The following is a 13,611-nucleotide window of genomic DNA, read 5'->3' on the forward strand; positions in this document are numbered from 1 at the left end:
TAGCCTTCACTTTCAGGGTTTTCAGTCCGTTTTGTTTAAACACATAAAAACGCACTCATCCGTTCCTTCAAATTGAAGTGCGCCTAAATGCCGAACTTTCTCGAAAGGTTCAAGAAATTAATGTTTAACACGGCGATATTTCAAGTAATGAAGATACTTGTGGTTCACAGGCAGAAAGACACCGTTGTACAAATTAAGTCAGTGCTCAGCGGGTGTAATCCCGTTGTGCTTCACACCGAATCTGGTTTGGATGGGCTCCTAACCTCGCGAATCGAACATTTCGATCTGATAATCTGCGGCACTGACCTGCCTGTGGTCACAGGCTTCGAACTTGTACGCTCTATACGTACACATTCTGTAAACCGCCACACGCCCGTTATTTTTTTAGCTGATGAAGTGGATGAAAAAACACTCCATCTAGGAAACGCTCTTGGTGTTGCCGCTATGCTGGTATCGAAAGACGTTGACAATCGGTTAGCTGAGATTGTACAAGAAAATGTGAAGCCAGAAGCCGACAAAGATTGGGACGACCTTCTTTCAAACACACGATTCAATAATTAAATGCGACTTGTCGTATTAATTATCTACCCACGATTTATAGCGTGCTTACGATAAAGACCCCCTCTGTTTAACATTCAAAAAATTCCCCCGCACGCGGAATAGTTGTCACTTTAATCTGCGAATGTTTTTATCTCTCTCGCACCGGGCTTTGGCGCCCGGAGTGAGAGAAGAGGGCATTACGCTTCATCTGTAGTTACCAGTCGTTTATATACTCTTCGTATATCCTTCATGTGAAGAAGACAACCACATTTACCCTCTTACTGTTTAATGAAAGGTAAACCCCTAATTATTTAAATTATGATGATGCGTAATTTTCTCTCTTGTATTCTAATACTTTTTCAATTCTCCGTGATGGCACAAACTTCAGATGAAGGTTTCATCAAACAGGTTGTCACATCAGCCTATATAGATGGACTTCAAAATGGTGGAAGTACAGAAGCTATACGAAAAGGATTTCATCCAACATTTACAATGCTGCGTTTTGTTGATAATGATGTGAAGCCTTATCCCATAGAAGAATGGATTGCTGCGATTGAAAAAAGAAAAAGTGAAAACGCGGCACCGGCACCAAAGGCTGAAGGAAAATTCATTACGGTTGATATTACCGGTACTGCTGCCACTGTTAAACTTGATCTATATAGGGAAGGTAAGAAGACCTTTACGGATTACCTGGTGCTTTATAAATTTACCGAAGGCTGGCGCATTGTGAGCAAAACATATTATCGGCATCCATAGTCTAACGAGTTGATTCTATATTCTGCATCCAAAGGATAGACAATTAAACTTTGGATGTAGTATATACGATGCTGTAGATTTGAGGATGAATGATTTTGACCTGATCGTAATCGGAGGAGGGGCTGCAGGATTTTACGGGGCAATCCAATCGGCTGAACTAAAACCCGGCCTGAAAGTCCTTATCCTAGAAAAATCAAACAAGCTTCTCTCCAAAGTCAGAGTATCCGGTGGCGGCAGGTGTAACGTAACACAACATTGCTTTGATGCTATTCCGCTTTCGCGCCACTATCCCCGCGGAGAAAAATCATTGAAAGCCTTATTTAAAAATTACCAGGCTAAAGATGTTGTTGACTGGTTCGAGTCAAAACACGTTTCACTTAAAGCTGAAGAAGACGGAAGGATGTTTCCGATAACCGATAGCTCACAAACTATAATCGATTGTTTTTTGAACGAGGCCCTACGTCATAAAATAAAGATCGAGCTTGAGTCAGGCGTATCAGGCATCCGACAAAACGGTGATTGGTTAGAAGTATACTGTCAGGACGACAAAGTATATAAAAGCAAAAAAGTATTAGTAGCCACCGGTGGAAACCCTAATCCACAATTTTATCAATGGCTAAAAGATCTTGGACATAATATTGTTCCTCCTATACCTTCTCTGTTTACTTTTAATGACTCCCAAAAGCATTTTAAAGAATTGATGGGTATAGCTGTACCGAATGCAGAAGTACGAATCGCTACTACTAAGTTTTCACAAACCGGGCCCGTGTTAATAACGCATTGGGGATTAAGCGGGCCTGCTGTTATAAAGTTATCGGCATGGGCGGCAGAGTATCTTCATCAAATCAATTATCAATTTACTGCACTCGTCAGTTGGGTTGGTCCTGTAAAGGAAGACGACCTGCGCGGAACGTTGAGAGACTATAAAGCGGAGCACGGCAAACAAAAAGTATATACCAATTCGCTATTCGATTTACCTCAACGCCTTTGGCAATTGCTCTGCACGCTGGCAGAAATTGAGGAGCAAAAAATATGGGCAGAGCTTCCTCAAAAAAATATTAACAAACTCCTGGAGGGACTGATAAGGTCTCCGTTTCAAATAAAAGGAAAAACAACTTTTAAGGAAGAGTTCGTTACTTGTGGTGGAGTTGATCTCGCAGAAATTGACTTACAAACTATGGAGAGTAAAAAAATAAAAAACCTCTTCTTTGCAGGAGAGGTTTTAAATATAGATGGTGAGACCGGTGGCTATAATTTTCAGGCAGCTTGGACAACATCTTATACCGCCGCAAAAAAAATATCAGATCGCTAGTCTCTCCATTATACAAAGCATTATACATTTTTCCATTTGATACCGCATCCAATTGCTTTTGTCTTGGTAGTTGGCACAGGCTTACCCGCCAGCAATGCATCAACAGCTTGTTCTACATATTTCTTATCCGCTGATGCTTCATCGCGTGTGTTATTATCGATAGCACCTATATATGCTACTTTAAAATCTTTTCCATCACGTTGCAAAACAAAAACATGTGGCGTGTTGGATGCACCAAAAGCTTTCGCCACCTGCTGCGTTTCATCTACCAGGTAAGGGAAGTCATAATTTTTTCTTTTCGCTACAGCCACCATCTCTTCAAAAGAATCGCCAGGTGAAATCTCCGGGCTGTTTGCATTGATTGCTATCAACGGAAAACCTTTGGGACCATAACTTTTACTCAACGCTTGAATTCGGTCGTTGTAAGCTTTTGAATACGGGCATGTGTTGCAATCGAATATAACGATCACCCCTTTCGACGATGTATAGTCTGATAGGGCAACTTGCTTTCCGTCTACATTTTTCAATTTAAATTCAGCAACCGTATCTCCTACTTCGTATTTAGGAGTTCGACCAGCGAACAATAACACCAGCGACAACGCTAGTAGCACAGTTAATTTTGTTTGTTTCATAAGTCAGTTCAGAGTTAATCGTTTTAAGATAAAAGTATTTATTCAACTTCTGCCAGAAACTTTTGAAGTTCTCCTTCTTGCAATTCGCGCTCAATAAATTTTCGCTTGCCATTTTTTGGATTGATCACCAGCGTTGCCGGAATTGCTCCACCCCAGCTTTCGTCTACTTTATCAATCCACGCATTGTAATCTATTTCGTCCAGCAATAAAACTTTGCTTTCTATATTCTTCTTTGCCAGGAATGCATCTACCTTTTTAACCTTATCGGCAAAATCAAGGTTGACCAACGTCACTTGTATATTCGATTTTTTCTCAGCGTTTAATTTTTCAAAAAGAGGAAGCTCCTTCACACACGGTGCACACCACGTTGCCCAAAAGTTGATCACTTGAATTTTATCAGACTTTGAATTCATTAACTCCTCAAGCCGATCAAATTTGACAACCGCAGTTTGGGCTGCTACATGTTGAAAAGAAAAAAATATAAAAATTATTGCTCCCGTTTTTTTCATATTTATAGATAACGTCTCCTCTATTTATGTGTTCTGTTTTTACTTATGAATTGTGAATAAACTCGGCAAGTGGAAGGAAAAAACTGACGAAGAAAACCTTAAAATTCAGGTAGTTAGATTATGTAAGATAATTGCTCAAAAGTAATCCACAAAACAAAGTACTTATCCACATTAACTAATTATTATCGCTTAAGTTACATTCAGTCAATTTGTTACAGTGAATTTTTTAAATCAATTCTTTGTGGACAACTTATATGCCCTTCTGCAATCAGAAGATTCGGAGCATTTGAAGGTAATGTTTTAAATAATAAATGGTATAGGGAAAGTGAACCGAAATAATTTATTTTTCTACCGCTATGATCAAGTATAAACGCATTCAAAAACTTTTCAATATCGAAATTCCAATAGTACAGGCGGGCATGGTTTGGTGCAGCGGATGGCGCCTGGCTTCTGCTGTTAGTAATGCAGGCGGATTAGGTTTAATTGGTGCAGGATCGATGTACCCGGAAGTTTTACGTGAGCATATTTCAAAATGTAAAGCTGCCACCGATAAACCCTTCGGTGTGAACATTCCACTGCTCTATCCAGAGATTGATTTGTTGATGAAAATTATTCTTGAAGAAAATGTAAAAATAGTTTTTACCTCCGCGGGTAATCCTGCTACATGGACTGGCTTTTTAAAAGATAAAGGTGTGACCGTTGTTCATGTAGTGTCGAGTGTGAAGTTTGCACGAAAGGCCGAACAAGCGGGTGCAGATGCTATTGTTGCAGAAGGCTTTGAAGCGGGTGGTCACAATGGACGCGAAGAAACTACTACCCTTGTTCTTATTCCTATAGTTCGTGATGCTATATCTCTCCCTTTACTAGCCGCAGGTGGTATAGCAAGCGGACGAGCAATGGTAGCATGTGAAGCCTTGGGTGCCGATGGTGCACAGGTAGGGAGTCGCTTTGCTGCAAGTATAGAATCTTCCGCGCATGAAAATTTTAAAAACAAAATAGCAAATACAGGTGAAGGAGAAACAGCACTCACGTTGAAACAGCTCACGCCTGTGCGCTTATTGAAAAATAAATTTTATCAACAAGTGCAGGAAGCAGAGTTGCGTGGTGCCAGTAAAGATGAACTTGAAAATCTATTGGGTACACGAAGAGCGAAACGAGGTATGTTTGAAGGCAATCTGGAAGAGGGTGAACTTGAAATTGGACAAGTGGCGGCTGGTATAAAAAAAATTCAGCCAGCGGAAGAAATCCTGAATGAAATGTGGAAAGAGTATAAAGTTGTTAAACAGTCGCTTTGTATATGAAGGTTAGTAACATCAAAGAAACTTGCCTTTATTTTCATGACCTGGAGGAGGCCAAAAAATTTTATGGTGAAATCCTGGAGCTTCCTGTTATAAGTTATGTCGCAGGCAAACACATTTTTTTCAGAGCGGGTAGCTCCGTTTTGCTTTGCTTCAATCCTGAAGACTCTAAAAATAAAACGAGTCCACCAGCACATTATGGAAACGGAAAACTTCATTTCGCTTTCGAAGTTCCAGATGAAGAGTATATATCTACCAAAGAAGAAATTAAAGCAAAAGGTATATCGATCACCGCCGAGGTAATCTGGAAAAGTGGAAAGGAATCCTTTTATTTTGAAGATCCACAGGGCAATGTTTTAGAAGTTGTCCCTGATAAAGGAATTTGGGATTAATCTCGGGAAAGATCAACCATCTACAAGAGCAGAAGTATCTTTTTCTGTTTCAAGAACTCTTGTCTGCAGGGGTTTGTCTCCCTGGCGGTATACATTCTCATACCAAAAGTCATAATCCTTATATTGTAGGCAATTGCCAACAATCTTTCCATCAATAAGAATCTTTATATAAAGTCTCTTACTTATGGTTTGTGAAATAATGGTCTGCTGTTCAGCAGGCAACTGGCTCACCAACACATATTCAATTCCCTTGTAGATTTTAATCTCCGCCTTCATACGTTATACAACTTTACTTTATGGTACCGCAATTTGTTTAGTAACCGCTTTTTTTGACACTTCTCTTCAACACATGAAATAAATTTCACTTATCTGCAATACGTTCTTATTTTGAAACTTTGTTATGAAATTAATTGACGGATGGCTGCATTTTTTGATACCCCAGTAGAATTTTTGAAAGGCGTTGGGCCACAGCGTTCGTCATTGTTAAATAAAGAGTTGAACATCTTCACCTTCGGTGATTTAATCCAACACTTCCCTTTCCGATACGAAGACCGCACAAAATTTTATAGTATAAAAGAACTATCCGATGATTTACCATTTGTGCAGGTAAAAGGTATTCTGAAAAAGAAGGAATTAATTGGAGCTGGTTTTAAAAAACGTTTAACGGTACAACTCACAGATGAAACAGGCGAACTAGAGTTAGTATGGTTTCAAGGAATCAATTGGATAAATGAAAAATTAAAAGTTGGTGTCCAATATGTTGTCTTTGGAAAACCCTCTCGCTACGGAAGTAAATTCAATATTGCACATCCGGAAATAGAAGTTCTAACGGGAAAAAATGAGCAAGGTGGATTTCTGCAACCGGTATATCCGCTTTCAGAAAAATTGCGAACGAGACACCTTGATAGTAAAGCTATAGCGAAGTTAATGCAAGAGCTTCTATTGCAATCGGGCGATAAAATTCGTGAGACACTTCCAAAAAATCTTTTGGACAGCTATAAACTTATACCGAAAAAAGATGCTTTGCTTAATATACACTTTCCACAAAGTATCGATTTACTCTCGCGATCACAGCAGCGCTTAAAATTCGAAGAGCTGTTCTATATTCAATTGCGCTTGCTGAAAATGAAACTTGTTCGCCAGGACAAATTCAAAGGGCAGGTTTTTCAGGATGCATCATTGCTTACTAAATTCTACAATGAGCATTTGCCTTTTGCTCTCACGGATGCGCAGAAAAAAGTAATCAAGGAAATTTATGGAGATCTGAAATCAGGCAAGCAAATGAACCGTCTGTTGCAAGGAGATGTAGGGAGTGGTAAAACAATTGTAGGCTTTATCTGCACACTTGTAATCGTGAGTAGCGGAGCGCAAGCAGCCTTGATGGCTCCTACGGAAATTCTCGCGCAACAACATTATAATGGATTGAAACGGTATGCAGATAAAATGCAATTACCCATTGCTTTACTCACCGGATCCACAAAAAAATCTGCGAGAAAAGAAATTCATGAAGCATTACGATCCGGAGAATTAAAAATACTTATCGGTACACACGCATTGCTGGAAGAAGAAGTACAATTCAAAAATCTTGGTTTAGCCATCGTAGATGAGCAACATCGTTTCGGTGTAGCGCAACGCTCGAAGCTCTGGCAAAAAAATGTAAGCCTATATCCACATGTATTGGTTATGACGGCAACGCCTATACCACGAACATTGGCGATGACTTTATATGGTGATCTGGATGTATCGGTTATTGATCAGTTGCCAGCCGGAAGAAAACCTATAAAAACAATTCACAGATTTGATGCTCACCGTCTGCAGGTGAATCAATTTCTGCGTGATCAAATTGAAGCCGGCCGACAAGTATATATGGTATACCCGTTGATTGAAGAGTCTGAAAAACTTGACTTAAAACATTTAATGGACGGATACGAAAGTGTTTGCCGTGCTTTTCCAGATATAGCCGTAAGCATTGTTCACGGCAGAATGAAACCTGAGGCGAAGGATTTTGAAATGACTCGCTTCATTAAAGCTGAAACTAAAATTATGGTGGCAACCACGGTTATAGAAGTTGGTGTAGATGTACCTAACGCATCGGTAATGGTTATTGAAAATGCTGAACGTTTTGGATTGTCGCAGCTTCATCAGCTTCGCGGGAGAGTGGGGCGTGGCGCAGAGCAGTCGTATTGTATTTTAATGACTGACTATAAATTAGGTGCCGATTCAAAAACGCGCATCGAAACCATGGTAAAAACAAACAATGGATTCGAGATCTCAGAAACGGATCTTAAACTTCGTGGCCCCGGGGATATTATGGGCACACAGCAAAGTGGTGCATTGGATTTGTTGATTGCCGATCTCGCAAAGGACGGCCCTATCTTACAACTCGCACGCGAAGTTGCTATAGACGTATTAAAGAAAGACCCGGAGCTGGAGAAACCTGAAAATAAAGTGATCAAAACACAAATTGAATCCATCCGAAAGACGGTTGTAAACTGGAGCCGGATAAGCTAACACCTTAATTTCTTAAATGCCAATCGTTCAGTTGGTTAACCTTCGGGCATTTTTTATCTTTACCCTCAAGCTCTTCCTGCATGCGCCATATTTTTCTCCTTGCTTCACTGCTTGTTTTTTTTCAGACATATAGTCAAACCGGCAATTATTTTCTTTCTCATTATTCTCCTGGTAAAGAAGAGCGATCTAGTAATGTTTGCTTTGATATGGTTCAGGACGATCGTGGGGTAATGTACTTTGCCACACGTAGTGGTGTGCTTGAATTTGACGGTCGTAACTGGGATCTTATTTCTGGTAACGGTGCGGTATATTCGCTGCAACTCAATAAGCAAAAAGAAATATACTGGAGCGGTACTGGCGGCTATGGAAAAATAGACACGAATGTACCCGGAGATCACAAACTGAAAACACTTTCAGCGGCTGGCGTGGGAGATGTGTTTCAAAATCTGTTTAGCAACGACAAGCTATACTTTGTTTCAGAACAAGCTATATATATAGAACATAAAAGCCAGCCAGCTGTAATCATCAAATCTTCAAATCTTACAGGAACCTTTCGAAATGTATTTGAACTGTTTGGCTCGGTATATATAAATACGCAGCGTGGGGGGATATTTAAAATCAGTGATGACAAACTTCTCAGTGCTACACTGGGACTCCCCAAGGATGCTGAAGTAACGTTCAGCAGCGGCTTGAATAACTTTTATGTTCTTGGTCTTTCCAACAATAAAATTTTTATCACAGGCGAAGATCTTCGCATGAAGGAAATTAAACTTCAGGATCAGGCGTATGCCGATGCAAGTGTAGTTGTTAATGGAAGTTGGGTGAACAGAGATTTGTTTGTGCTTGGAACATTGCGTGGAGGAATGATCTTCGTACAATCCGGATCTGGAAACACACAAGAAATCGTTAACTATAACACTGGTCTTCCTGACAATGAAGTATATGATTTGATGCTTGACAAAAGTTTATGCATCTGGTCTGCCCATGAATACGGATTCACCCGCGTTGCTCCTTATTTACCCTTTCGTTCTTTTAGCCATTATAATGGATTAGCAGGTAATTTACTTTGTGCATTATCCTTTGAGGGAAGGGAATATGTAGGGACATCACTTGGTTTATTCAAACTTGAAAAAGAAGAAGTATACGAGGAAATCACATACTATATAGATGTAGAGGTAAAGGAGAAAGTACCACAACAAGCAAACAATGCAAAGGCATCGGCCAGCGATTCAAAGCAAACAATAGAACCAACACCTCGACAGCAAGAATCCAAGAAGAGAGGATTTTTGCAATTCTTCAGAAGAGGTCGCGAGAACTCAAAAAATTCAGCAGCTGAAAAGAAAGAAGACATTGCCTCCACAAAAGACAACACCTCAAAGTCACTTCAGAAGACCAGTCGTTCGGTAAAAAAAGTTGAGCGAGTTTTAAGGTCATCGCAATATGTATATAAAAAGATTCAGGGTGTTGATGCAAAAGTAACGCAGCTTTTCGAATACAATGGAAAGTTAATTGCTGCAGGACTAGCCGGTGCTTTTGAAATCAATGGATTGGTAGCGCGCCCTATAGTAGAGGAGCCTGTACTAACGGGATATGCTTCATCAAATCTGAATGTGCTTTTGTTTTCTACCTACGCAAGTGAAGTACGCGCATTTCAATTAACTGCAGATGACAAATGGCAACCACTGAATTTTCTTGAGAATGTAGATGATCACATCGATGCAATTGTAGATGGCGTTGGTCAGGAGCTCTGGTTGTGTGCACTTGATAAAGCATATCGACTAGATATAGCGGATGGCCAGGTTAAAAATATTCAAACGATAGTCATTGATAATCCTGCGTTCAATACCATAAGCTGTATTCGTCTTAACAATGAAGTTATACTGGCGAGTGGCCAGGGGTTTCAGCGGTTCGATCGTAAGAAAAATTCATTCGAACGGATCGATTCCTTGACAAAGCCTATCCATTATTTTTCCGATGGACAAAATATACTATATAATGATAAGCACACGTGGAACTTGTTGGGTAAGGCGCATGGTCAAAGTAATCTCCAACTGTTAAACTTATTTCAGAATCTTCGCTTTGTATCCATCGACCATGAAGCAGAAAATCTTTGGCTGATCACCGAGACCAATGAGCTATATAAATTCTTCGGAGAAAAATTTACTCCATATGAAGCTGGCAATGAGCCCTTGCTCAGAACGGTTCGCAATAACGATGCAAAAGTAGATTTGTTGAATTTTGAAGTAGAAGAAAACAAAAGTGCATTAACCTTCGAAGTTGTTCAACCTGATTATCTCGCACCACAAGCTATAGAATATCGCTATCGTCTTAAAGGTCTTGATAAAGACTGGTCTGATTGGGCCACCAGCAACAGCATTGTGAACTATCCATATTTACCTTCCGATGACTATACATTGATGGTACAATCACGCGATATATTTGGCAAAGTTCATGCGTTGCCAGACGTTGTGTTCGAAGTGCTCCCCCCATACTGGCAGCGGCCGTGGTTCTATGCGCTCGAGTTCCTGGTATTTTCAGGGTTAGTGCTTTTATCTTTCCGTCTTAGCAATCGCTATCGGATCATCAGCAGATTGCTCTCGTTGTTAACTATTATTATGTTGATTCAATTTATTCAAACTGTTGCAAGTTCAGCTTTTGAAACAAAGGAAAGTCCGGTTACTGATTTCTTTATGCAAGTAGTGGTTGCTTTCCTTATACTTCCTGTTGAAGGATACTTACGTAATCTGATGTTGCGATCTATAGATACCTCAAGTCGGTTTTACCGCTTTCTTGAACCTAAACCCGGCAATGCTTCACGCGGAAAAGAAGAGCAGTAAACATCACATTCTTTACCGTTTAGTAACAAACTTTAATTACCTTTTGTCGGGCACATGAATTTACCTACTCAATGCATGCATTCATGTGATAGGAGTATCTACTTCTGTAAAGTTGCACTTAATTGAAAAGGAATGTGAAATCCGCCAAAGCAAGTAAACATACACCCACGATAACAGAGAGCGGCTTCAGAGCTCTCATTGAGCACGCGCATGAAGGTATTGTTGTGTATGATTCTTCAGGCTATATAAAATTCGCCAGCAAGTCAGTAAAAAAAGTCTGTGGCTATTCTGAAAAAGAAGTACTTAGAAACAGCGGGACGTTTTTTGTTCATCCGCATGATGTAGCAGAAGCGCGTAAAGCTTTTCTAAAACTTCTTCATACACCTGGAAAAAGTGTTAAACTTTTTCAAAGAATAAAACATAAGAAAGGACATTTCATTTGGGCCGAATCAATCTTAACAAATTTTACTCATATACCGGGTGTCGAAGGGATAGTCTCAAACTTTCGTGATATCACAGAACAGAAAGTTATAGCAGAGGAAGCATTCAGAAGTCAGGAGCTGCTCGAGACTATCAACCGTAATCTTTCGGAAGGAATTTACATGGGAATTATAAAAGAAAAATTCCTTCATGTTAACCAGGCATTTTTAAAAATGTTCGGCTATAGGAGTCTTCAAGAGGTTCAAAAAATAAAGCCTTCCGAAATATATGAGCGTCCAAAGGATACGGAAAAAATTTTGCGTGTGCTTCGAAAGAATCATTTTTTAAAAGGAGTTGAAACCTCTTTTAAAAGAAAGAACGGAAAAGTGTTTTGGGGAATACTCAATGTGAGTTTACTGAAACATGAAGGAAAGGAAAATTATTTTGTAGGAACGATTCGTGATATCACCGCTGAAAAAGAAGCTGCCGCTGCATTAGAGGAGTCGCGTAATTTCCTTACGAATATAATTAATACTGTAGTCGCTCCGATTTTTGTAAAAGACGAGAAGCATCGATGGTTGATGTTCAACAAAAAATTTGCTGATCTTATTGGCCGATCGCAACGTGAGCTACAGGGCAAAACAGATCGTGACTTCCTTCCTAAAAAAGAAGCTGACGCTTTCTGGAGAGTTGATAATGAAGTACTATCAACCGGCAAGACTATAAGCGTTCTTGAAAAAATCACGTCACGCAAGGGAGGCGTTCATGATCTTCTTACTATAAAGTCTGCTTTTACGAACGACAAAAAGGAAAAATTTCTTATTGGATTCATTACCGACATTACACAACTCAAGAATGCGGAGGAAAGAATCAACCAGTTGAATGCGAATCTCCGCGGTGTGCTTGAGAGTACCAAAGAGTCTATATATGCCGTAGATTCAGATTTCAACTATATCACGTTTAACCACAATCATAAACGCATCATGAAATTACTTTATGATGCAGATATAGAAGTGGGTAAAAATAAACTGAATTATCTCAAGGGTTCTGTTGACTATGCGTGGGTAAAAACAGAAATACAGAAAGCGCTGGAAGGTCGTCATTTTGTATCAGAGCATCATCTTCAATACCCGGGATTTACTGGCTATATCAGAACTACGTTTAACCCTATACGCAATAGCCGTAACGAAATCATGGGTGCCGCTGTTTTTGTTAACAATGTAACCGAGCGTAAACAATTTGAAGAGATCATTAAATCGATCAATGCTAATCTCCGCGGTGTACTGGAAAGTACAAACGATCAGGTCTTTGCTGTGAACCGGGATATAAAGTATATAACTTTCAACAGGGCGCATGCCGTTATATTTAAAAAGTTATTCAATACAGATATAGCTTTTGGAGAATCATTCCTGAAAGCGCTACCTCCTGCATTAAAGAAAACAGCACGATTCCAAATCCAGCGCGCGCTTGGTGGTGAGCAATTTATCATTGAAGAGCAACTGGTAAAAGATATAGTCTTTGAAGTCTCCTTAAATCCTATTCGAAATGAAGCCGGTATAGTTACCGGTGTTGCAATTTTTTCGCGCGATGTCAGTTTGCGAAAAACAATTGAAGAGCGCTTACGACAATTAAATGAAGAGCTTCTTCAACAGAACGCTCAACTTGCTGCACAAGAGCAAGAGCTCAAAACAACACTCGAAGAATTATCAGAACGAAATTTTGAGCTTGATCAACTCATGTATAAAACTTCACATGACCTGCGATCACCTTTGAGTTCTATTATGGGTTTAGTAAACCTGGCGAATCTTGATAATGATACTTCCAATCACCATCAATACCTCACCAAAATTGAAGGTCGCATAAAAAAGCTGGACGAGTTCATCAGTTCAATGTTGAACTATGCACGTGTAAACAGGACTGAAATGACACCGGAGGTTATTGATCCCAAAGAGATTGCTATAGTGTGCATTCGCGAATTGGAGTACCTCGAAAACTTTAAATCGGTACAAATTCAACTTACAGAATCTGACAATGATGTTCCCTTTATCAGCGATAGACTTCGGGTTCAGATAATTTTTAGCAATATTATTTCCAACGCCTATAAATACTATAACCCGGAAGCTATAAGCTACCTGAAAATAAATATCACGGTGACTTCCCACTATGCAACGCTGGAATTCATCGACAACGGTATCGGTATAAAGAAAGAATATCTTAGCAAGATCTTTAATATGTTTTACCGCGCCACTGATCGCTCTCAGGGTTCAGGCCTTGGTATGTACATCGTGAAACAAGCCGTAGAAAAATTAAGGGGACAAATCCAGATTGCAAGTGAGCACGGCAAAGGAACCAACATCAAAATAACCTTGCCTAACGGTTAAGCCGTTAATGGAAAGTGGGTTGT

The 13,611-nt window shown here is 39.8% G+C and carries 11 protein-coding genes; 8 read left to right on the top strand and 3 right to left on the bottom strand.

Going from position 1 to position 13,611, the window contains the following annotated elements:
- Nucleotides 1-147 precede the first annotated feature (147 nt).
- The 3 genes from B5Y40_RS15205 to B5Y40_RS15215 all read left to right on the top strand — a co-directional run bounded on the left by B5Y40_RS15205 (nucleotide 148) and on the right by B5Y40_RS15215 (nucleotide 2,608).
- Nucleotides 148-561, top strand: coding sequence for a response regulator (locus B5Y40_RS15205; RefSeq protein ID WP_159453710.1), 414 nt, complete (start codon nucleotides 148-150; stop codon nucleotides 559-561).
- Between the two features lie 351 nt (nucleotides 562-912).
- A complete protein-coding gene (locus B5Y40_RS15210; protein WP_159453711.1) occupies nucleotides 913-1,296 on the top strand; it encodes a nuclear transport factor 2 family protein in 384 nt (127 codons plus the stop codon).
- Between the two features lie 85 nt (nucleotides 1,297-1,381).
- Entirely contained in the window at nucleotides 1,382-2,608 is a 1,227-nt protein-coding gene (locus B5Y40_RS15215) for a BaiN/RdsA family NAD(P)/FAD-dependent oxidoreductase (protein ID WP_079687648.1), read from the top strand.
- A gap of 20 nt (nucleotides 2,609-2,628) precedes the next feature.
- Here the strand turns inward: B5Y40_RS15215 and B5Y40_RS15220 are convergent, their stop codons facing one another.
- The gene (locus B5Y40_RS15220) at nucleotides 2,629-3,240 is read right to left on the bottom strand and encodes a thioredoxin family protein (RefSeq protein ID WP_079687649.1); all 612 of its coding nucleotides are present in this window, start codon (nucleotides 3,238-3,240) and stop codon (nucleotides 2,629-2,631) included.
- A gap of 38 nt (nucleotides 3,241-3,278) precedes the next feature.
- Nucleotides 3,279-3,749, bottom strand: coding sequence for a TlpA disulfide reductase family protein (locus B5Y40_RS15225; protein WP_079687650.1), 471 nt, complete (start codon nucleotides 3,747-3,749; stop codon nucleotides 3,279-3,281).
- Between the two features lie 356 nt (nucleotides 3,750-4,105).
- Between B5Y40_RS15225 and B5Y40_RS15230 the strand changes: the two genes are divergently transcribed.
- Together B5Y40_RS15230 and B5Y40_RS15235 are read left to right on the top strand one after the other, a co-directional pair.
- Nucleotides 4,106-5,050 carry an NAD(P)H-dependent flavin oxidoreductase gene (locus B5Y40_RS15230; RefSeq protein WP_079687651.1) on the top strand — a complete coding sequence of 315 codons (945 nt, stop codon included), beginning with the start codon at nucleotides 4,106-4,108 and terminating at the stop codon, nucleotides 5,048-5,050.
- The gene (locus B5Y40_RS15235) at nucleotides 5,047-5,439 is read left to right on the top strand and encodes a VOC family protein (RefSeq protein WP_079687652.1); all 393 of its coding nucleotides are present in this window, start codon (nucleotides 5,047-5,049) and stop codon (nucleotides 5,437-5,439) included. Before B5Y40_RS15230 ends, B5Y40_RS15235 begins: the two co-directional genes overlap by 4 nt.
- Nucleotides 5,440-5,451: 12 nt before the next feature.
- On the opposite strand, the gene B5Y40_RS15240 is transcribed toward B5Y40_RS15235, so the two are convergent.
- Nucleotides 5,452-5,715: a hypothetical protein gene (locus tag B5Y40_RS15240; protein WP_079687653.1), complete on the bottom strand. Its 264-nt coding sequence runs from the start codon at nucleotides 5,713-5,715 to the stop codon at nucleotides 5,452-5,454.
- A 141-nt stretch (nucleotides 5,716-5,856) separates the two neighbouring features.
- Here B5Y40_RS15240 and recG point away from each other — a divergent pair, with 141 nt between their 5' ends.
- The 3 genes from recG to B5Y40_RS15255 all read left to right on the top strand — a co-directional run bounded on the left by recG (nucleotide 5,857) and on the right by B5Y40_RS15255 (nucleotide 13,588).
- Nucleotides 5,857-7,950 carry an ATP-dependent DNA helicase RecG gene (gene recG / locus B5Y40_RS15245; RefSeq protein ID WP_079687654.1) on the top strand — a complete coding sequence of 698 codons (2,094 nt, stop codon included), beginning with the start codon at nucleotides 5,857-5,859 and terminating at the stop codon, nucleotides 7,948-7,950.
- An 80-nt stretch (nucleotides 7,951-8,030) separates the two neighbouring features.
- Nucleotides 8,031-10,787, top strand: a complete 2,757-nt coding sequence (locus B5Y40_RS15250) for a triple tyrosine motif-containing protein (protein WP_079687655.1) — start codon at nucleotides 8,031-8,033, stop codon at nucleotides 10,785-10,787.
- Nucleotides 10,788-10,921: 134 nt separating this feature from the next.
- The gene (locus B5Y40_RS15255; RefSeq protein WP_159453712.1) at nucleotides 10,922-13,588 is read left to right on the top strand and encodes a PAS domain S-box protein; all 2,667 of its coding nucleotides are present in this window, start codon (nucleotides 10,922-10,924) and stop codon (nucleotides 13,586-13,588) included.
- Nucleotides 13,589-13,611 lie beyond the last annotated feature (23 nt).

The organism is Ohtaekwangia koreensis (assembly GCF_900167975.1).
In the GTDB taxonomy this organism is placed as follows: Bacteria; Bacteroidota; Bacteroidia; order Cytophagales; family Cyclobacteriaceae; genus Ohtaekwangia; species Ohtaekwangia koreensis.

Bases quoted from the DNA above. Each gene is read 5' to 3' on its own strand.
- B5Y40_RS15205 (WP_159453710.1), top strand. From the start codon at position 148: ATGAAGATACTTGTGGTTCACAGGCAGAAAGACACCGTTGTACAAATT.
- B5Y40_RS15210 (WP_159453711.1), top strand. From the start codon at position 913: ATGGCACAAACTTCAGATGAAGGTTTCATCAAACAGGTTGTCACATCA.
- B5Y40_RS15215 (WP_079687648.1), top strand. From the start codon at position 1,382: ATGAATGATTTTGACCTGATCGTAATCGGAGGAGGGGCTGCAGGATTT.
- B5Y40_RS15220 (WP_079687649.1), bottom strand. From the start codon at position 3,240: ATGAAACAAACAAAATTAACTGTGCTACTAGCGTTGTCGCTGGTGTTA.
- B5Y40_RS15225 (WP_079687650.1), bottom strand. From the start codon at position 3,749: ATGAAAAAAACGGGAGCAATAATTTTTATATTTTTTTCTTTTCAACAT.
- B5Y40_RS15230 (WP_079687651.1), top strand. From the start codon at position 4,106: ATGATCAAGTATAAACGCATTCAAAAACTTTTCAATATCGAAATTCCA.
- B5Y40_RS15235 (WP_079687652.1), top strand. From the start codon at position 5,047: ATGAAGGTTAGTAACATCAAAGAAACTTGCCTTTATTTTCATGACCTG.
- B5Y40_RS15240 (WP_079687653.1), bottom strand. From the start codon at position 5,715: ATGAAGGCGGAGATTAAAATCTACAAGGGAATTGAATATGTGTTGGTG.
- recG (WP_079687654.1), top strand. From the start codon at position 5,857: ATGGCTGCATTTTTTGATACCCCAGTAGAATTTTTGAAAGGCGTTGGG.
- B5Y40_RS15250 (WP_079687655.1), top strand. From the start codon at position 8,031: ATGCGCCATATTTTTCTCCTTGCTTCACTGCTTGTTTTTTTTCAGACA.